At 75.1% G+C, this 17191-nt stretch carries 15 protein-coding genes; 12 read left to right on the top strand and 3 right to left on the bottom strand.

The window, feature by feature from the left end:
* The first annotated feature begins 134 nt into the window (after nucleotides 1-134).
* The 3 genes from BS73_RS20040 (at nucleotide 135) to BS73_RS20030 (ending at nucleotide 2929) form a co-directional block, all read left to right on the top strand.
* On the top strand, nucleotides 135-956 hold the full coding sequence (locus tag BS73_RS20040; RefSeq protein ID WP_152617878.1) for a glycerophosphodiester phosphodiesterase: 822 nt from the start codon (nucleotides 135-137) through the stop codon (nucleotides 954-956).
* Between the two features lie 301 nt (nucleotides 957-1257).
* The gene (locus tag BS73_RS36380; RefSeq protein WP_152617663.1) at nucleotides 1258-1728 is read left to right on the top strand and encodes an ATP-binding protein; all 471 of its coding nucleotides are present in this window, start codon (nucleotides 1258-1260) and stop codon (nucleotides 1726-1728) included.
* Between the two features lie 157 nt (nucleotides 1729-1885).
* Nucleotides 1886-2929 carry a DUF5926 family protein gene (locus tag BS73_RS20030; RefSeq protein WP_084704212.1) on the top strand — a complete coding sequence of 348 codons (1044 nt, stop codon included), beginning with the start codon at nucleotides 1886-1888 and terminating at the stop codon, nucleotides 2927-2929.
* Between the two features lie 198 nt (nucleotides 2930-3127).
* Here the strand turns inward: BS73_RS20030 and BS73_RS20025 are convergent, their stop codons facing one another.
* Nucleotides 3128-3907: a bifunctional DNA primase/polymerase gene (locus BS73_RS20025; RefSeq protein ID WP_037574449.1), complete on the bottom strand. Its 780-nt coding sequence runs from the start codon at nucleotides 3905-3907 to the stop codon at nucleotides 3128-3130.
* Between the two features lie 440 nt (nucleotides 3908-4347).
* On the opposite strand from BS73_RS20025, the gene BS73_RS20020 reads away from it, so the two are divergent.
* From BS73_RS20020 to BS73_RS20010, 3 genes are all read left to right on the top strand, one after another.
* Nucleotides 4348-5064: a glycosyltransferase gene (locus BS73_RS20020; protein ID WP_084704211.1), complete on the top strand. Its 717-nt coding sequence runs from the start codon at nucleotides 4348-4350 to the stop codon at nucleotides 5062-5064.
* A gap of 143 nt (nucleotides 5065-5207) precedes the next feature.
* Nucleotides 5208-7088: a PP2C family protein-serine/threonine phosphatase gene (locus tag BS73_RS34855; RefSeq protein WP_051940141.1), complete on the top strand. Its 1881-nt coding sequence runs from the start codon at nucleotides 5208-5210 to the stop codon at nucleotides 7086-7088.
* Between the two features lie 73 nt (nucleotides 7089-7161).
* Nucleotides 7162-8625 (top strand): aminopeptidase P family protein, encoded by a 1464-nt coding sequence (locus BS73_RS20010; RefSeq protein ID WP_037574446.1) that lies wholly within the window; start codon nucleotides 7162-7164, stop codon nucleotides 8623-8625.
* 112 nt (nucleotides 8626-8737) lie between these two features.
* Here the strand turns inward: BS73_RS20010 and BS73_RS20005 are convergent, their stop codons facing one another.
* Nucleotides 8738-9538, bottom strand: coding sequence for a MerR family transcriptional regulator (locus tag BS73_RS20005; protein WP_235215466.1), 801 nt, complete (start codon nucleotides 9536-9538; stop codon nucleotides 8738-8740).
* Between the two features lie 84 nt (nucleotides 9539-9622).
* The gene (locus BS73_RS40990) at nucleotides 9623-10411 is read right to left on the bottom strand and encodes an ATP-binding protein (protein WP_051940140.1); all 789 of its coding nucleotides are present in this window, start codon (nucleotides 10409-10411) and stop codon (nucleotides 9623-9625) included.
* 132 nt (nucleotides 10412-10543) lie between these two features.
* Between BS73_RS40990 and BS73_RS19995 the strand changes: the two genes are divergently transcribed.
* The 6 genes from BS73_RS19995 to efeB all read left to right on the top strand — a co-directional run bounded on the left by BS73_RS19995 (nucleotide 10544) and on the right by efeB (nucleotide 17169).
* Nucleotides 10544-11455 carry a hypothetical protein gene (locus tag BS73_RS19995; protein WP_051940139.1) on the top strand — a complete coding sequence of 304 codons (912 nt, stop codon included), beginning with the start codon at nucleotides 10544-10546 and terminating at the stop codon, nucleotides 11453-11455.
* A 121-nt stretch (nucleotides 11456-11576) separates the two neighbouring features.
* The gene (locus BS73_RS19990; RefSeq protein WP_051940138.1) at nucleotides 11577-12329 is read left to right on the top strand and encodes a YcnI family protein; all 753 of its coding nucleotides are present in this window, start codon (nucleotides 11577-11579) and stop codon (nucleotides 12327-12329) included.
* 97 nt (nucleotides 12330-12426) lie between these two features.
* Nucleotides 12427-13194, top strand: a complete 768-nt coding sequence (locus BS73_RS19985) for an SCO family protein (protein WP_235215465.1) — start codon at nucleotides 12427-12429, stop codon at nucleotides 13192-13194.
* Nucleotides 13191-13709 (top strand): copper chaperone PCu(A)C, encoded by a 519-nt coding sequence (locus BS73_RS19980; protein ID WP_037574440.1) that lies wholly within the window; start codon nucleotides 13191-13193, stop codon nucleotides 13707-13709. Before BS73_RS19985 ends, BS73_RS19980 begins: the two co-directional genes overlap by 4 nt.
* Nucleotides 13706-15829 carry a copper resistance CopC/CopD family protein gene (locus tag BS73_RS19975; RefSeq protein ID WP_051940137.1) on the top strand — a complete coding sequence of 708 codons (2124 nt, stop codon included), beginning with the start codon at nucleotides 13706-13708 and terminating at the stop codon, nucleotides 15827-15829. The genes BS73_RS19980 and BS73_RS19975 overlap by 4 nt, the downstream gene beginning before the upstream one ends.
* A 47-nt stretch (nucleotides 15830-15876) precedes the next feature.
* Entirely contained in the window at nucleotides 15877-17169 is a 1293-nt protein-coding gene (gene efeB, locus BS73_RS19970; RefSeq protein ID WP_037574437.1) for an iron uptake transporter deferrochelatase/peroxidase subunit, read from the top strand.
* The last annotated feature ends 22 nt before the right edge of the window (nucleotides 17170-17191 follow it).

The raw sequence follows: 17191 nt of genomic DNA, 5'->3' as shown, positions 1-17191 counted from the left end.
ACCGAGACTTCACGGTGCCGTCACCCGGCCGTCGGCACGGAGCGCGCGGCGGCCCCGGTACGGCTGCCTAGTCTGGTGCGGTGAGCGAGCGCACGACCCCTCCACGGTCCCCCCGAGCCACCGCCCCCGAGGGGATCGCGATCCCGAACCGGGACCGCGTCCACGTGGTCGCCCACCGCGGCTCCTCGGGCTCGATCGCCGAGCACACCCTGGCGGCCTACCGCCGGGCGCTGGAGGAGGGCGCGGACGCGCTGGAGTGCGACGTGCGGCTCACCTCCGACGGGCATCTGGTCTGCCTCCACGACCGCCGGATCGACCGCACCTCCAACGGCCGCGGGGTGGTCTCCACCCTCTCCCTCGCCGAGCTGCTCCGGCACGACTTCGGCTCCTGGATGAGCGGCGGCGACGGCCCCTCCCCGGTCCTCACCCTGGAGGACCTCCTCGGCCTGGTCGCGGACTGCGGCCGCCGGGTGGAGCTGGCCATCGAGACCAAGCACCCCACCCGCTACGGGCCCCGGGTCGAGGAGCGCCTGATCCAGACCCTCCGCCGGTACGGGCTGCTGGAGCCCCCGGCGGAGCACAAGGAGCCGGCGGTGCGGGTGATGAGCTTCTCCCGGCTCGCCCTGCTGCGCACCCAGCGGCTGGCGCCCGGGCTGCCGACGGTGTTCCTCACCGAGCGCCCGCAACTGCCCGGCGAGGGCAGCCGACTGCCCGGCAGCACCCGGATCGCCGGACCCGGGATCGCGCTGGTCCGGGCGCACCCGGCGTATGTGGCCCGGGCCCACCGGGCCGGCTACCGGGTGCACGTCTGGACCGTGGACGACCCGGCGGACGTCGAGCTCTGCCTGCGGCTCGGCGTGGACGCCCTGATCACCAACCATCCGGCCCGGATCCTTGCCCAACTCGGACGAACGCCGCCATTTCCGTCAATCAGTGCGAACACCGTCAAGAAATAGCAATCCACCCGAGCGCCGCGGACACCGACGATCCGTCACCTTCCCGGGGGCATCGGAAGCTCCGGGGGCGTATGCGGAGCGCATCTTCCGGGAATGGCTGAAAATGCCTGCGCCCGCCCGTCAGGCCAGGGATTTCGAGCAGATTATCGACGCTGAGTGATAATTTGACTACACAGCGCCACGCCCTCTTTGGGCTGATATTCCGAGGCGGTTACGACGGCGTCCTGATCCTGGGGATTTCGTTTCCGGCAGGTCCGCCCGGGGCATTCACACCTCGGCGTGCGGTGAAGGAGGTCCGGGGGTGACGTTGGTGGTTGCGTACGACGTGCCGACCTCGTCGACCATGGCCGTGCCCCATGGTCCGGCGAGTGTGGGTACCGCACGCCGCAGGCTGCGCAAGGAACTGACAGCGCATCGGATACCGGAATCGGTCATCGACGATGCATCGCTGATCCTTTCCGAACTTCTCAGCAATGCCTGCCGGCATGCCCGGCCCCTTTCCGACCGCACCGAGGGTGCGGCGGGCTCGGGAACGGCCATCGGGCAGGTGGAGGTCGGCTGGGAGATCGGCGGCGGCGTGCTGACGATACGGGTGACGGACGGCGGAGGGCCGACCCGGCCGCGCCGTTCGAGTCCCTCACTGACCGCCCGCGGCGGTCGCGGTCTCGGCATCGTCGGGCTCCTCGCCACCGAGTGGGGAATCGACGACCAGCCGGGAAAGGTCACCGTCTGGGCCGCGCTGCCGGCGCCGGGACGCGAGGCCGTGAGCTAGAGGATCCTCCAGGCGGCCACGGGCGCCCCCGGGCGAGCCCCGCCGAAGCCCGCTTCGGCGTGCCGCACCGGCCGATCCGGCTACGCTTCCGGGCTGTACGGCGGACACGCTGACGCGTCGTCACGCACGCCCGAAACCGAACCGGAGAGACCGCACCATGGCAGCTGCCCAACGGAAGAACACCGCGAAGGGTGCCGGCAAGCGCGCCGGAAGGCGCGGTGCCGCGGGTGCCCCGCAGAACCGCCGGCCGCTCTCCTCGGACGAGCCGGTACCGGTGGTCGGCGCCCGGGAGCCCTGCCCGTGCGGATCCGGCCGGCGCTACAAGGCCTGCCACGGCCGGGAGGCCGCGCACGTCGCCCAGGAGCTGGTGACCCGCCCGTTCGCCGGCCTCCCGGACGAGGCGGACTGGGTGGCGCTGCGGGAGCTGGTGCCGGCCGCCACCGCCCCGCTGCGGCTCAGCGAGCGGGGCCGGGAGCTGGCCGTCGGCGAGGTGCCCTCGGTGACCCTCACCACGGTCCTGCCGCTGGCCCTGGCCGCGATCCGGCGGCAGGACGGCAGCGTCCTGGTGGGGCTGCAGACCCAGAGCGGCTCCGGGGACGTCAGCCGGGACGCCGGCGACGCGCTGGCGCAGGCGCTGGCCGCCGAGCCGGGCGCCTCGGTCGCGGTCCGCCGCCCGCAGCCGGACTCCCCCCGCCTCCAGGACCTGCTGGACACCTCCGCCGGGCTCGACCTCACCCTCCACCAGGACTTCGGCTACTGGCTGGAGAGCCCGGACGGCGCCGAGAGCCCCTCCGGAGAGGTCGCCGCCTCGCTGGAGCGCGCCAACGCCGCCATCATCCCCACCGAGCGCCTGGGCTCCGGCCTGTCCGCGGCGTACTGGTGCCGGGCCGCCGAGAAGAACCACCTGCGGTGGGTCATGACCCACGACGAGGAGCGGCTGCTGGACGCGCTGGCCCGGCTCTCCGCGGCCGGCGAGGCCGGGCTCGGCGAGGGGACCCGCCTGGTCGGCTCGTTCCGGGCGCACGGGCTGACCGTCCCGGTGTGGGACCTGCCGGCGGAGACCACCGCCGCCGAGGTGGAGAAGCCGGCCGTGGCCTTCGGGGAGCGGCTGACCGCCGCCCTCGCCGAGACCGGGCCGCTCACCGCCGCCGAGCGGAAGTCCCGGGCCGGTCTGGTCAACCGGCAGCTCACCATCGGCTGACCGGTCGCAGGGCCCCGAAAGACCCCTCCGGGGCCCTGCGGACAGCGCGTCAACTCGTGAGCTGTGTCACATGGTTGACGATGTACTGCAGGTTTCCCGCGCGGCTTCCGCACAGGGAATTTGCGTGCGGCCCAATTCTTGTTACCGTTTAAACAGCCCGGCCGCTGGTGCATCCCCCGTCGCCAGCGGCCGGGCCTTTCAGTAGGCCAGCCGGGTTCCGTCCGGGGCCGAACTCCCCGCCGCGACGAGCGCGTCGACGAAGTCCGCGACCGGCGGCAGCCAGGGCGCCACGCCCCCCACCCCCATCTCGACCGGCTCCGCGCCGGCCCGCGCACCCGCGCCCGCGTCCTGCGGCGGCACCGGCTCGCGGACCCAGCGCAGCTCGCCGGCGGCGGTCCTGGACGGCGGCAGCAGCACATAGCCGCCCGGGCCGTGGTACCGCACGCTGGTGGGCACCGACTCCTGGCGCATCAGCAGCTCGGCGAGCTCCTCGTGGGTGTAGGGGGCGACCAGCAGCAGATAGCGGGTGGGCGTGGCGATGACCGGGCCCACCGGGTGCCGCAGCGCGTCCAGGTAGTCCAGCAGCCGCGCGCCGGCCACGGCCGGCAGGCTGACCGCGGCCACCCGCTCCCCGGTCGCCACCACCAGCGGGGCGGTCGGCCGGGTGGTCCACCACCAGCGCACCATCCGCGGGTCGGTGGTCGCCGCGAGCAGCGGCGGATCGTGCGGATGCGCGCCCGGGACCGGGCAGTCCGGGCGCGGGCAGGAGCATCCGGTGCCCAGCGGTTCGTCGCCCTCGGCGGACTCCGCCGGGGCCGGGCCCCAGGACAGGCCGGGCGCCGGAGGCGACGCGGGCAGCGCGCCGGGCACGACCGGCCAGCGCCACTGCTCTACGCAGGTGATGGCCGCGCCGAGCAGTGCCGACCTGGTCCTTCGTCGGTTTCCGGGGACTCCGGGGATTCCGAGGAAACGGCGCATGTGCGCTCGTCCTTTCCGTGACCAGCCAAGGATCGGTACGTGACCTCGCGCAACGAGAAGCGCATCACGCGGGTTGCCGGTTGCGGTATGTGGCGGGGGGTGGCGCAGGGTGGCGATTACCGCCACCCGGTTCCGCGCCCACCCTTCGATTCTTCCGTACCGCAGATGCTGCCGTACTTCACTGCCGTACTGACGCCCGGTCAGTTCACCGGACTGGTCCCGCTGTACAGGTCCTGCCCGTAACAGCCCGCCGCACACGTGCACCAGCAGGGGGACGTCCGCCGGCACCGGTCCGCCACCGCGGACCAGCGCCCACCAGCCGTCCCTGTCCCCGAGATTGACGCATCGTCGGGATTGACGCACGGCTGTGCCTGCTGGTTCCCCCACACGGGTGAGGCAAGGGTCTAGGGTGGCGAGTCTCACACTCGTACCATCCGGTCATGGATGCGCAGCAGAGCCGCCGCACACCCGATCCCGGTCCGTCAGCCACCCCTGGTCCGGCCCCCGGTCCCGCCCGCGCCGCCGGACGCCTCGCGGAGACCGGAGCCGTGGTCGTGCCCGCCCGGGACGACGCCGCCCGGATCGCCCTGACCGTCCTCTCCGCACGCTCGATCCCGACCGTGGACCTGGTGGTCGTGGTGGACGACGCGTCCACCGACTCCACCGCGCGGGTGGCCGAGGACTCCGGCGCGGCCGTGGTCCGGCACCGCAGGCGCCTGGGCCGGGCGGCCGCGCTGGAGAGCGGCGCGGCGGCGGTGGCCGCCTGCGACGACATGGAGTACGGAACGCCCGGGCCGGACGGGCCGGTGGCCCGGCCGCTGCTGCTGATCGCCGCCGATCTGGGGCCGACCGCGGTCCGGGCGGAGACCCTCCTCACTCCGGTGCTGCGCGGGGAGGCGGACATGACGGTCGGGCTGCCGACCGGTCCGGCCGCCCGGGAGCGGCGGGCGCCGGGGTTGCGGGAGTCCACCGAGCGCTGTCTGACCCGGGCCGCCTTCCAGGCGGCCCTTCCTCTGGGCCCCGGCGGCCGGCCGGAGGCCAGGCTGACCTCGGTGCTGGTGGAGGCGGGCTTCCGGGTGGTGGGAATGCCGCTGGTGGTCGTCCACCACCGCCCTCCGCAGCGGCGCGGGCTGAGATTCCGGCGTGCCGACTGGTGATCCCACAATTCTTCCGACAATCTGCCGGGGGCTTCGGCAAACAGACACCTCCACTCCGTCAAGCCGTAATCCTGGACATCGCCCAATAGGTGTGTGTAGGAATAAGGCAGAGCTTGCCGAACGGCATGAACTGGGGGTAGGCAATGGAATTCGTCCAGCAGTCGACGCCGGACCTCCCCGCTCCCGGCGCCCCCACAGAAAAACCCGCCGAGGCGGCCCCGGGGACGGCCGGCGAGCGCCGCGCCAAGCGCCTCTCCGACCTGGTTCGGCTGCGGGAACTCGGCGGTCGGCTGGCCGGCGCGGCCGATCTGGACGAGGCGCTGCGGGAACTGCTCGCGGGCGGCGCCTCGGTGCTCGGCGCCTCCCGAGGAATGGTGGTCGTCTCCGGGAACCGGGAATGGTCGCGCAGCCCGTCCGTGGTCGAATCAATGAAACAGGCGTCCGCATCGGCTCCAGGAAATCGGGCGGCCGATGCGGAATCCCGTCCGGTGGTCGGGACGCCGACCCGCAGGACCGTTTCGGCAGCGCATTCGGCGGAGCGTTCCCCGGGCCGGGCGCCCGCCCGGACCCTCGGCAGCGTCGAACTGCCGGGCGCCATCGTCGGGTTGGGCCTGGACCGGGCCGCCCTCGGCGCCCTGGAGACGGTTCCGCTGAGCGGCGGGCCGTTCGACGCGATCGCCGCCGGGGCCAAGGAGGCCGTCCACCGCGACCTGACCGCACGACCTCCCGACACCGGACCGGCGATTGACGCCACGTCAGCTGACGCTCCGGCACCTGCCCTGCGGCGCAGAGGAGACGGCCGGCGGGGCCGGCCCGGCGGCGCGGTCGGCGACCCGGCCGCTCCGACCGATCCGGCCGACCTGACCGGCGCCATCGACGCCACCGGCTTCGGCGACCGCGACGGCTTGGGCGACCGCGACGGATTCGGCGACGGGGTCGGCTTGGGCGACGGAGTCGGTGTCGGTGTCGGTGTCGGCATCGGTGTCGCTCATGACGGTCCCGACAGTCCGCCCGACCCCGCCGACCCGTACGCCCGCTATCTGGAGGTCGCCGCCCAGCTCGGCCTTGGCTCCTCCTACGCGCTGCCGCTGTCGATCGGCGACGGGCCCCCCTTCGGCGCCGCCGTCTGGTTCCGCGACCGGCCCTGGAGCCCGTCCGAACGCACCCGCGAACTCGCCCGCGACTACTGCGCGGACGCCGCCCGCCAGCTCTCCCGCGAGCTGGAGCGGCAGCGTCTGCTGCACACCGCGGCCGCCCTCAGGGAAGGGCTGCTGCCCGACCGCCTTCCCCAGGTCCCGCGGCTGCGGCTGGCCGCCCGCTGCCTCCCGGCCGGGCTCGACCTGGCCGCCGGCAGCGACTGGTACGACGCGATCGTGCTGCCCGACGGCACCGTCGGCCTGACCGTCGGCAGCGTCGGCGAGGGCGGGCCGATCGGCCGGATCGGACCGGCCGGCGAGCGCCGCACCGCCGACCGCGCGGTGGACGGCCCCGGCGCCGCCGCCGCGATGGGCCGGCTGCGCGCCGCCCTGCGGGCGTACGCCGTGCTGGAGGGCGAGGACCCGGTCTCCGTCCTCGGCGACCTCGAACTGCTGCTGAAGACCACCGAGCCGACCCGCACCGCCACCGCCCTCTACGCCGTGGTCGACCCGGCGACCCGCCGGCTCACCCTGGCCGGCGCCGGGCAGTGCCCGCCGCTGCTGGTCACCAACTACGGCGCCAGCTTCGTGGAGACCTCGCTCTCCGCCCCGCTCGGCATGCTCAGCTGCTGGGAGGCGCCCAGCGTGGAGCTCCGCGCCGAGCGCGGCGACCTGCTGGTGCTCTACACCGAGGGCCTGGCCCGGCGCTCCGGCGGTTCCCTCCACACCGGGGAGGCCCGGCTGCGTGCCGCGGCCGCCGACGCCCCGTACGAGGTCAGGCAGGACGCCGACCGGTTCTGCGGGCATCTGCTGGCCCGCTGTCTGGAGGGCACCGGGGACGCCGAGCCGGTCGACGACCTGGTGCTGATGGTCGCCCGGTTCAGCTGACGGGCCGGCGGGCTCCCCCGCCGGCCGGCGCCGCCTACCATGTCGGAGAACGTTCGATGAGGAGGCGGCGGCAGTGGTGGCCGAGGAGAAGAAGATCAAGGGTCGGAAGAACGGGCTCTACCCCGCGCTCTCGGACGAGCTGGCGGCCTCGATGAAGTCCGGCTGGGCGGACACCGAGCGCCGCGGTCTGGAGCCGGTCGAGCAGGCGCCGTACGCCGCCAAGCGGCGGGCCGCGCTCTCCGCCCGGTTCCCCGGCGAGCGCCTGGTGGTCCCGGCGGGCCGGCTGAAGACCCGCTCCAACGACACCGAGTACGCCTTCCGCCCGTCCAGCGAGTACACCCACCTGACCGGCGACCAGACCCAGGACGCGGTGCTGGTGCTGGAGCCCCGCCTCGGCGAGGACGGCGAGACCGCGGACGGCCACGACGCCACCGTCTACCTGCTGCCCCGCTCCAACCGGGAGAACGGCGAGTTCTGGCTGGACGGCCAGGGCGAGCTGTGGGTCGGCCGGCGCAACAGCCTCGCCGAGGGCGAGCAGCTCCTCGGCCTGCCCGCCCGGGACGTCCGCAAGGTCGTCGACGAGCTGGTCGAGGCCTGCGCCGAGCGGCCCGCGCCGACCCGCGTCCTGCGCGGCCACGACGCCCCGATCGAGGCCGCCCTCGCCCCCCACACCACCCTCCGCACCGACGAGGAGCTGCGGGTCTTCCTCAGCGAACTGCGCCTGGTGAAGGACGACTGGGAGCTCGGCCAGCTGCAGAACGCGGTGGACTCCACCGTCCGCGGCTTCACCGACGTGGTCCGCGAGCTCTCCCAGGCGATCGCCACCTCCGAGCGCTGGATCGAGGGCACCTTCTTCCGCCGCGCCCGGGTCGAGGGCAACGACATCGGCTACGGCTCGATCTGCGCCGCAGGACCGCACGCCACCACCCTCCACTGGGTGCGCAACGACGGCCCGGTCCGCGAGGGCGAGCTGCTGCTGCTGGACGCCGGCGTGGAGACCCACACCCTGTACACCGCGGACGTCACCCGCACCCTGCCGATCAGCGGCTCCTTCACCGACCTGCAGCGGAAGATCTACGACGCGGTGTACGAGGCGCAGGAGGCGGGCATCGCCGCCGTCCGCCCGGGCGCCGCGTTCCGCGACTTCCACGACGCCGCCCAGCGGGTGCTGGCCGAGCACCTGGTCGCCTGGGGCCTGCTGGAGGGCCCGGTGGAGCGGGTGCTCGAACTCGGCCTCCAGCGCCGCTGGACCCTCCACGGCACCGGCCACATGCTCGGCCTGGACGTCCACGACTGCGCCCAGGCACGGGTCGAGCAGTACGTCGGCGGGACGCTGGAGCCGGGCATGGTGCTGACCGTCGAGCCGGGCCTGTACTTCCAGGAGGACGACCTGACCGTCCCGGAGGAGTACCGCGGCATCGGCGTCCGGATCGAGGACGACATCCTGGTCACCGCGGACGGCCGGCGGAACCTCTCCGAGGGCCTTCCGCGGACCTCGGCGGAGGTCGAGCGCTGGATGGCCGGGCTGCGCGGCTGACGGGAGGTCGGCCGGCGGGCGGCAGGCCGGGGCGGGCGTCGAAGCGCCCGCGCCCGGCCCGCACCCGTTCGCGCCCGGCCGCACCCGGGCTCCCGGCCCGCGCCCGCCCCGCTCAGTCCTCGCCGTGGGCGGCGGCGTTGGCCAGGATCGCGTCCCGGATCCACTGCGCGGCGCCGGCCGCCCGGCGCTCGTAGTACTCGGTGAACCGCGGGTCCGAGAGGTACATCTCGGCCAGGCCGCGGTGCATCGCGTACGGGCAGTCGTAGAACCAGCGGCCCATGTGCGCGCGGTGGGCCTCGGCGACCGCCATCCCCTCCGGGCTGTCCGGGGCGACCCCGCCCCGCACGGCCTCGGCCAGCCGCCGCTCGATCTCGTCCGTCTCGGACTTGATCCGCTGCCAGTCCTCCTTGGTGTAGCCGGCCGCCCGCCGCTGCGACTGCCGCCAGGCCTCGGTCTCCCCCCAGCGGTTCCGGGCCTCCTCCCGGTACTCGGCCTCCCTCTCGGCGTACTCCGCGCCGAAGATCTCCAGCTTCTCCTCGGGTGTCAGGTCGACCCCCATGCCTCTCGCCTCCAGTTCCCGGTCGACCGCGGCGGCCATCCGTTCCAGCCGGGCGATGCGCTCGCCGAGCAGCCTGCGCTGCCTGCGCAGGTGACCGACGGCGCTCACCGCCGGATCGTCCAGCAGCGCCGCGATGTCCTCCAGGGAGAAGCCGAGCTCGCGGTAGAACAGGATCCGGCTCAGCCGGTCCAGGTCGTCCGCGGAGTAGCGGCGGTAGCCGGACGGGGTGCGCCCGCTCGGCTTCAGCAGGCCGATCTCGTCGTAGTGGTGCAGCGTCCGCACCGTCACCCCGGCCAGCTCGGCCGCCTGGCCGACCGTACGGCCTTCCGCGACCTGCTTCGTCATCTCCACCATCCTCGACCCCTCCCTCCTTCGACGCCCAGGTTGAGGCCTGACGCGACGTGAGGGTCAAGTCCGGTCGAGCCGGGGCGGCCCCGGCTAGGAGGCGCGGGCCGACAAGGGCTCCCCGCCGTAGCGCAGCGCCTTGTCGAAGGAGACCACCGTGCCCCGGCGCGGATGCGCCCGGAAGCGGACGTGGTCGGTGAGGGCCCGGATCAGGAAGAGTCCGCGCCCGCTCTCCGCACTCGGATCCGGCAGCTCGTGCCCGGAGTCCCGCCCCGGCGTGCGGGGCCCGGGATCATGGCCCTCCGGCACGTCCGCGGCGGACGCCGTCCGGCAGGCCCGGGCCACCGCCGGGGAGCCGGCGCCCACGGGGCCGCCGCCGGTGCCGGAGGCGGAGCCGGCCGCCGTCCGGTGCCGCCGGGCGTGCCGGACCGGGCGGGCGGTGGTGGCGGCGGCCCGCGACGCGGCGGTACCGGACCGGCCCGGGGCGGACCGGCCAGGGCCGGCGGTGAAGGCGGAGACTCCGGAGAAGCCGGAGAAGTCGGAGAGCCGAGCGGCGCCGCCCGCGCCCAGCACTCCGGTCGGCACCGGGGAGCCGGCCGAGACCACCGGCGGCAGCCGCCGGCCCCGCGGGCCCGAGTCGATCACCTGGACGTGCAGCCGGTCGCCCGCGATCCGCACGGTGACCTGGAATCCGTCACCCGCCTCCGGCGCCCGGGCGGCGTGTTCCACCGCGTTGGCGCAGGCCTCGGTGAAGGCGGTGGCGATGTCGTGCCCCACCTCGTGTTCCACTCCGGCGGCCGACATGGTGTCCAGCAGCACCCGCCGCGCCAGCGGCACGCTTGCCGGCTCGCGCCGGAGGTGCAGGCTCCACCAGATGTCCACGGCAGGCTCCTCCGGGTGGCGATTCCACATACCAGTAGGTATTGCCGACGGTCAGGAGAATGAACCACCCTCCACGGAATCGGACGGACCGGTGCAGGCGGCCCACGGGCCCGATGAGATGATGCTGCCGCCATGCGACCCGCCAGCCCCGCGCCCCGACGCCACGCCGCCGCCCCGCTGGTGCCGTGCGCGCTGCGGGTGCTGCGCGCCGTCCCGTTCGCCACGGTGTGCGTGATCGTCTCGGCGCTGGGACACGGCATGGCGAGCGACTGCGCGGTGCCCGCGACCACCCTGCTGCTGTCCTGGCTGGGAGTGCTCGCGGCCGCCGCGGCCCTGGCCGGGCGGGAGCGCGGGCTGCCCGCGATCGCCGGCGCCCTCGCGGCCGGCCAGCTCGGGCTGCACCTGGTCTTCCACTTCCTGGCCGGCACGGCCACCGCGGGCTCTGGGTTCGCGGGCTCCGGGTCCGCGGGCTCGGCGTCCGCGCGCTCGGCGAGCGCCACCGGGATGGCCGGGATGGCGGGCATGGCCGGAGGCGCCGGCGGCACCGGCGGCGGAGGAGGCTCGGCGCTCGGGCGACTGGCCGCCCAGCTGCTCTGCGGCCCCCTGCCGGCCGGCACCAGCGCCGCCGAGGTGGTCCGCCGGGCCGGGATCGACCCGGGGGCGTACGCCGGGGGCGGGACGGCGCACGGGCTCTCCGCCCCGCTCTGGTTCTGCACCCACTCGGTGGGCCTCGGCCTCACCCCGGCGATGATCGCCGGCCACCTGCTGGCCGCGCTGGCCGCCGGCTGGTGGCTGCGCCGCGGGGAGCTGGCGCTCTTCGGGCTGCTCCGGCGCGGCGCCGCGTACGCCCTGCCGCTGTGCGGGGTGCTGGCGCTGGCCGCGGCGCTGCTCCACGGACGGCTCGGGCTGACGGAGCCGGCGGCCCGCCGGGCGCCCCGGCACGGCGAGGAGAAGCGGCGGCTGCCCCGGGGGGCGCTGCTACGGCATGTGCTGATCAGGCGCGGGCCGCCGGTGGACACCGGCCGCTTCGCGCTCGCCCGCTGACCTCCGACCAGCCTCCCGCTCTGCCGGGACCGGCCGGTCGCCGGTCGGGGCTGCCGCGCGCGGCGGTGGACGGGCCAAACGCCGACACCACCGATCGTTCTCCGTGCGGAGAGGAATCAGCATGTCCACAGTCATCGCCCGCCGGGCCGCGGTAGTCGGGGCGCTCGCCGGGGCGGCCGTACTGGCCGCCGCCGGGACCGCGTCCGCGCACGTCACCGTGAACCCGCAGAGCGCCGCCAAGGGCTCCTACACCGAGGTGTCCTTCCGGGCGCCCAACGAGGAGGACGCGGCCGACACCACCAAGCTGCAGGTCTTCCTGCCGACCGACCACCCGATCGCCTCGGTGGCCACCGAGCCGGTCCCGGGATGGACGGTGAGCGTGCGGAAGACCAAGCTCAGCAAGCCGCTGACGACCGACGACGGCCAGGTCACCGAGGCCGTCACCGAGATCACCTGGAGCGGGGGGAAGATCGCGCCCGGGCAGTTCCAGGACTTCCCGGTCTCGCTCGGCCCGCTGCCCTCCGACGCCGCCTCGCTGCCCTTCAAGGCGCTGCAGACCTACAGCAACGGCCAGGTCACGCGGTGGATCGAGGTACCGCAGCCGGGCCAGGCGGAGCCGGCGAACCCGGCGCCGGTACTGCAACTCACCTCGGCGGCCTCGTCCCAGTCCTCCCAGGCTGCGGGCGGGAGCGGCGGCAGCAGCGGTAGCGGTAGCGGCGGCCAGGCGAGCGCCGCCGGCCGGCCGAGCGGCGCGGACACCACGGCCAGGACGCTCGGGATCGTCGGCATCGTGGTCGGCGTCATCGGTGCGCTGCTCGGCTTCTTCGGCTGGCGCCGGGGCGGCGCGGGCCGGCCGGGCTCCACCGACCGCTGATCCGCGACAGGCGGCGGGGCCGCGTCCGGCACCCCACCGGCGCGGCCCCGTCCGCCGCACGCCCCCATCCTGCTCGCACAACCCGAGGTTGCTTCCGATGCACTTCTCCGCGCACTCCTCCTCCCGTACGCCCTCTGCCCGCGACCCCCGCGCCTCCCGCGCCTCCCGCGACCCCCGCGCCTCCCGCGCTCGCCGTATGCTGCGCCGGGGCGCCCCGGCGGGCGCCGTCGCCGCGGCCGCGGCGCTCGCCCTGACCGCCTGCGGCTCGGGCTCCGGCTCTTCGGCCGGCCAGGACTCGGCCGCCCAGGTCACCCATGTCCAGGACAACGGCCCGTACCAGGGCCACTATCTGAGCCGCAGCTTCGCCATGCCGGACGTCACCCTCACCGACACCGCAGGCAGGCCCTTCGACCTCCGGCAGCAGACCAGGGGCAGGTCGGTGCTCCTCTACTTCGGCTACACGAAGTGCCCCGACGTCTGCCCGACCACGATGGGCGACATCGCGGTCGGCATGCAGAAGCTCCCCGAGTCGGTGCGGCAGAAGACCGACGTGGTCTTCGTCAGCACCGACCCGAAGGACGACACCCCCAAGGCGCTGCGCTCCTGGCTGGACTCCTTCGACAAGAGCTTCATCGGGCTCACCGGGGACTTCGGCACCATCCAGAAGGCCGCCCGGTCGGTCGGCGTCGACGTCGAACCGCCGGTGAAGAACTCGGACGGCACCGTCACCTCGACCCACGGCGCCGAGGTGCTCGGCTACTTCGCCGGCGACCAGCAGGCGCACGTCCTCTACACCAGCGGGACCACCAGCAAGGTCTTCGCCCACGACATCCCGCTGATCGCGAAGGGCGAGAAGGCCTCGTGAGCGCGCGACGACACCTCGCCGGCACCGCGGCGGCGGGGGCCGGTCTGGCCCTCGCGATCACCCTGACCGGCTGCTCCGGCGCCTCGGCCGGCGGGACCGGCGCGACCGGCGCGGCCACCGCGACCGGCGGCGCCCCGGCCCGGCTCAGCGTCAGCGGCTCGTACATACCGCAGCCGGCCTCGGCCGACATGGCCGCCGGGTACTTCACCGTGCGGAACAGCGGCGGGACCCCGGACACCCTGCTCTCGGCGAGCAGCCCGGACGCGGGCAGCGTGACCCTCCATCAGTCCACCGACTCCACCATGACCCCGCTGAAGAGCGCCACCGTGCCGGCGCACGGCTCCCTGGTCTTCGCACGCGGCGGAAAGCACCTCATGCTGATGGGGCTGAAACGGCGTCCGGTGGTCGGCGGAAAGGTCGAACTCCGGCTCACCTTCCGGCATTCGGGGACACTGACCGTGGAGGCCCCCGTCGAACCCCTCACCTACCAGCCGAACGGGCGGCAGTCGCCATGAGCGGGACCCGAACCATCGGCGGCACCGGCGCGCGCACCGCCGCCGGGCCGGCCACCCTGAGCGGCCTGGTCGGCCTGCTGGGCCTGCTGGGCCTGCTCCTCGGGCTGATGCTGGCCGGCGCGACGCCGGCCTCCGCGCACGCCGCGCTCCTCTCCACCACCCCCGACCAGGGTTCGGTGGTGGAGAGCCCGCCGACCCAGGTGCTGCTGCACTTCAGCGAGCAGGTCACCCTCTCCACGGACGCCGTACGGGTCTTCGACCCGGCCGGGAGGCGGGTGGACACCGGCCCGTCCGGGCATGCGGGCGGCGACCAGTCCAGCGCGCGGGTCGCCCTCGACTCCGGGCTGGCGCAGGGGACTTACACGGTCTCCTGGCGGGCGGTCTCGGCCGACACCCATCCGGTCTCCGGCGCTTGGACGTTCTCCGTGGGGCACGCCTCGGCGACCACCTCGGTGGCCGGGGAACAGGCGCCCCACGGCTCCTCCGCGGTCGGCGTCCTCTACGGCGGCTCCCGCTTCGTCTCCTACGCGGCCTACGCGCTGCTGGTCGGCGCGGGCGCCCTGGTGCTGCTCTGCTGGCCGGGCGGGATCGCGCTGCGCGGGGTGCAGCGGGCGCTGCTCACCGGCTGGGTGGCGCTGCTCGTCGGCACCGTCGCCCAACTGCTGCTGCGCGGCCCGTATGCGCAGGCGTCCGGGCTCGGCCGGGTGTTCGACCTCTCGCTGGTGCAGCAGACCCTCGGGGAGCGGCTCGGCACCGTCCTCGCGGTGCGGATCCTGCTGCTGGCGGCGGCCGGGGTGGTGCTGGCCGTCCTCGCGCCCGCGCTGGAACGGCGGCACGGCCGCCGGTGGGCAGGCGCGGCCGGGGCCGCCGTGGCGGTCTGCCTGGCGGCCACCTGGGCGCTGGCCGACCACGCCTCGGTGGGGATGCAGGTGGGGCTCGCGGTGCCGGTGGACATCGTTCACCTGCTGGCCATGGCCGGCTGGCTGGGCGGACTGGTCACCCTGGTGGTCGGGCTACGGCGGGCGGAGTCCGAGGGCGGCGCGGACCGGGCGGCGGTGCGGAGGTTCTCCACGCTGGCCTTCTGGAGCGTGGCCGCGCTGGCCGCCAGCGGAACGTACCAGGCCTGGCGGGGCCTCGGCTCCTGGTCGGCCTTCACCGATACCGACTACGGCCGCCTGCTCCTGGTCAAACTCGGCTGCGTGGCGGTGATCCTCGGCGCGGCCTACCTCTCCCGAACCTGGACGGCCACGCTGAGCCCGCCACCGGACGCGGAGCAGGCGGAAGGCCTGGATACCGAGAGCCCCACGCGGGACGCGGAGACCGGAAAGGCCACGCCGGGCCGGGAGGCCACGGGGGGCGAGGAGGCGCCCGAGGCCGGGAAGGCCGCGGAGGCCGGCGGAGCCGCGCATGCCCGTGGAGCCGCGCATGCCGGTGAGGCCTCGGAAGGCTCCCAAGGCGCGGAAGGCCCCGCGGGCGCCGCAGTTGCCGAGGGCGGTGGAGGAGTCGGCGCCCCCGAGGGCGCGGCGGCCGCCGCCGGCGGCGGTGAGCGGGCGGCTCAGCTGGCGCGGCAGCGGCGGGCCAGGGATGACGCCGCGCGGCGGCGGGCGCGGCAGGCCGTGCCGGCCCGGGGGATGCTGATCCGCTCCACCCTGCTGGAGGCGGTCTTCGCGGTCGTGGTGCTGGTGGTCACCACCCTCCTCACCAACACCGCGCCCGGCCGGGCGGTCGCCGCCGCGTCGGCGGGCGCCGGCTCCGCCGCGCAGGCGGCGTCGGGACCGGCGAGCGCCACGGTCGCCTACGACACCGGCGGCACGGAGGCCGGCGCCCGGGGCAAGGTGGAGGTCGAGATCGACCCCGGCCGGACCGGCGCCAACGCCGTCCACGCCTACGTCGTCGGCGCCGACGGCAAGCCGGTCGACGTCCCCGAGCTGGACCTCTCCCTCACCCTGCCCGCGCAGCGGCTCGGACCGCTCCCGGTCAGGATCGAGAAGGTCGATCTGGGCCACTGGTCGGCGGCCGGTTTCCAGCTGCCGATGGCAGGCGACTGGCAGTTGGCGGTGACGGTCAGGTCCTCCGACATCGACGAGGTGACCAGGACCGCCCGGCTGAGGATCGGCTGACCGCCGTGGACCACGCCCGACCCGCACAGGAAGAACCCCAGGAACCGATGCAGGACACCGCTTCGACGGACCAGCGGCCGGACGCCGGCCAGGACCCGTCCGGCGTCTCCCGGCGCAGGCTGCTCGGCGCCGCAAGCGCCGCAGGCGTGGCCGGCCTGGTGGTCGGCGCCGGCGGCACCGCCCTCGGCGAGGCGCTGACCGAGCCCGGCCGGCCGACCCCGCTGGACTCCGTCGGCTCCACCCGGATCCCCTTCCACGGCGCCCGGCAGGCCGGGATCGTCGAACCGCAGCAGGCCCGGATGTACGCCGCCGCCTTCGACCTCACCCCCACCGGCGCCGACCGGAGGGCGGTGGCCGCGCTGATGCGCCGCTGGTCCTCGGCCGCCGCGACGATGGCCGAGGGCGGGACCCCGCCGCAGGACGACGGCGCCGCCCTGGACGCCGGCCCCAGCTCGCTCACCGTCACCTTCGGCTTCGGCCGGGGCCTCTTCGACCGGATCGGCCTCGCCGCCCACCGGCCCGAGGCGCTGGCCGAGCTGCCGTCCTTCCCGGGGGACCGGATCGACGCCGCCCGCTCCGGCGGCGACCTGTGGGTGCAGGTCTGCGCCGACGACGCGCTGGTCGCCTTCCGCGCCCTGCGGGTGCTGCAGCGGCGGGCGGCCGGGACGGCGACCCTCCGCTGGCAGATGAGCGGGTTCAGCCGGGCCCCCGGGGCCGCGCCGGCCGGCGGCACCCCGCGCAACCTGATGGGGATGAAGGACGGCACCGGCAACCCCGCGCCGGGCGACGCCTCCTTCGACTCCACCGTCTTCGTCGGCGGCAACGGCGCGCCCTCCTCGCCCTCCTCGCCCCCCTGGATGGCGAACGGCAGCTACGCCGTCTTCCGGCGGATCAGGATCCTGCTGGACCACTGGGACGTGCTCCCGGTCGACCGGCAGGAGCGGATCATCGGCCGGCACAAGCGAAGCGGGGCCCCGCTCTCCGGCGGCGGCGAGTTCACCGCGGCGGACCTGTCCGCCACCACCGCCTCCGGCGGGTTCGCCATCCCCGCCGACGCCCACATCCGGGTCGCCGCCCCGGCCTCCAACCAGGGGGCGGCCATGCTGCGTCGCGGGTTCTCGTACCACGACGGGCTGCGCCCGGACGGGGAGCCGGACGCCGGGCTGCTCTTCGTCTGCTTCCAGTCCGACCCGCTGACCGGCTTCGTCCCGGTCCAGCGGAAGCTCTCCCGGGGGGACGCGCTCTCCCAGTTCCTGGTGCACGAGTCCAGCGGGGTCTACGCGGTGCCCGGCGGCGCGGCCGCGGACGGGTACGTCGGGCAGGAGCTGCTGGAGTCCTGACCGGCCGCCAGGCGGCTAACGT

It is taken from the genome of Phaeacidiphilus oryzae TH49, from assembly GCF_000744815.1.
Lineage (GTDB): Bacteria > Actinomycetota > Actinomycetes > Streptomycetales > Streptomycetaceae > Phaeacidiphilus > Phaeacidiphilus oryzae.
This window is presented reverse-complemented; position numbering and strand designations above follow the sequence as displayed.

Excerpts from the sequence above, each read along its gene's own strand:
- BS73_RS19975 (WP_051940137.1), top strand. The coding sequence starts at position 13,706 with ATGAGCGGGACCCGAACCATCGGCGGCACCGGCGCGCGCACCGCCGCC.
- BS73_RS19990 (WP_051940138.1), top strand. The coding sequence starts at position 11,577 with ATGTCCACAGTCATCGCCCGCCGGGCCGCGGTAGTCGGGGCGCTCGCC.
- BS73_RS19985 (WP_235215465.1), top strand. The coding sequence starts at position 12,427 with ATGCACTTCTCCGCGCACTCCTCCTCCCGTACGCCCTCTGCCCGCGAC.
- BS73_RS34855 (WP_051940141.1), top strand. The coding sequence starts at position 5,208 with ATGGAATTCGTCCAGCAGTCGACGCCGGACCTCCCCGCTCCCGGCGCC.
- BS73_RS20030 (WP_084704212.1), top strand. The coding sequence starts at position 1,886 with ATGGCAGCTGCCCAACGGAAGAACACCGCGAAGGGTGCCGGCAAGCGC.
- BS73_RS20025 (WP_037574449.1), bottom strand. The coding sequence starts at position 3,907 with ATGCGCCGTTTCCTCGGAATCCCCGGAGTCCCCGGAAACCGACGAAGG.
- BS73_RS19995 (WP_051940139.1), top strand. The coding sequence starts at position 10,544 with ATGCGACCCGCCAGCCCCGCGCCCCGACGCCACGCCGCCGCCCCGCTG.
- BS73_RS20020 (WP_084704211.1), top strand. The coding sequence starts at position 4,348 with ATGGATGCGCAGCAGAGCCGCCGCACACCCGATCCCGGTCCGTCAGCC.
- efeB (WP_037574437.1), top strand. The coding sequence starts at position 15,877 with ATGCAGGACACCGCTTCGACGGACCAGCGGCCGGACGCCGGCCAGGAC.
- BS73_RS20005 (WP_235215466.1), bottom strand. The coding sequence starts at position 9,538 with ATGGTGGAGATGACGAAGCAGGTCGCGGAAGGCCGTACGGTCGGCCAG.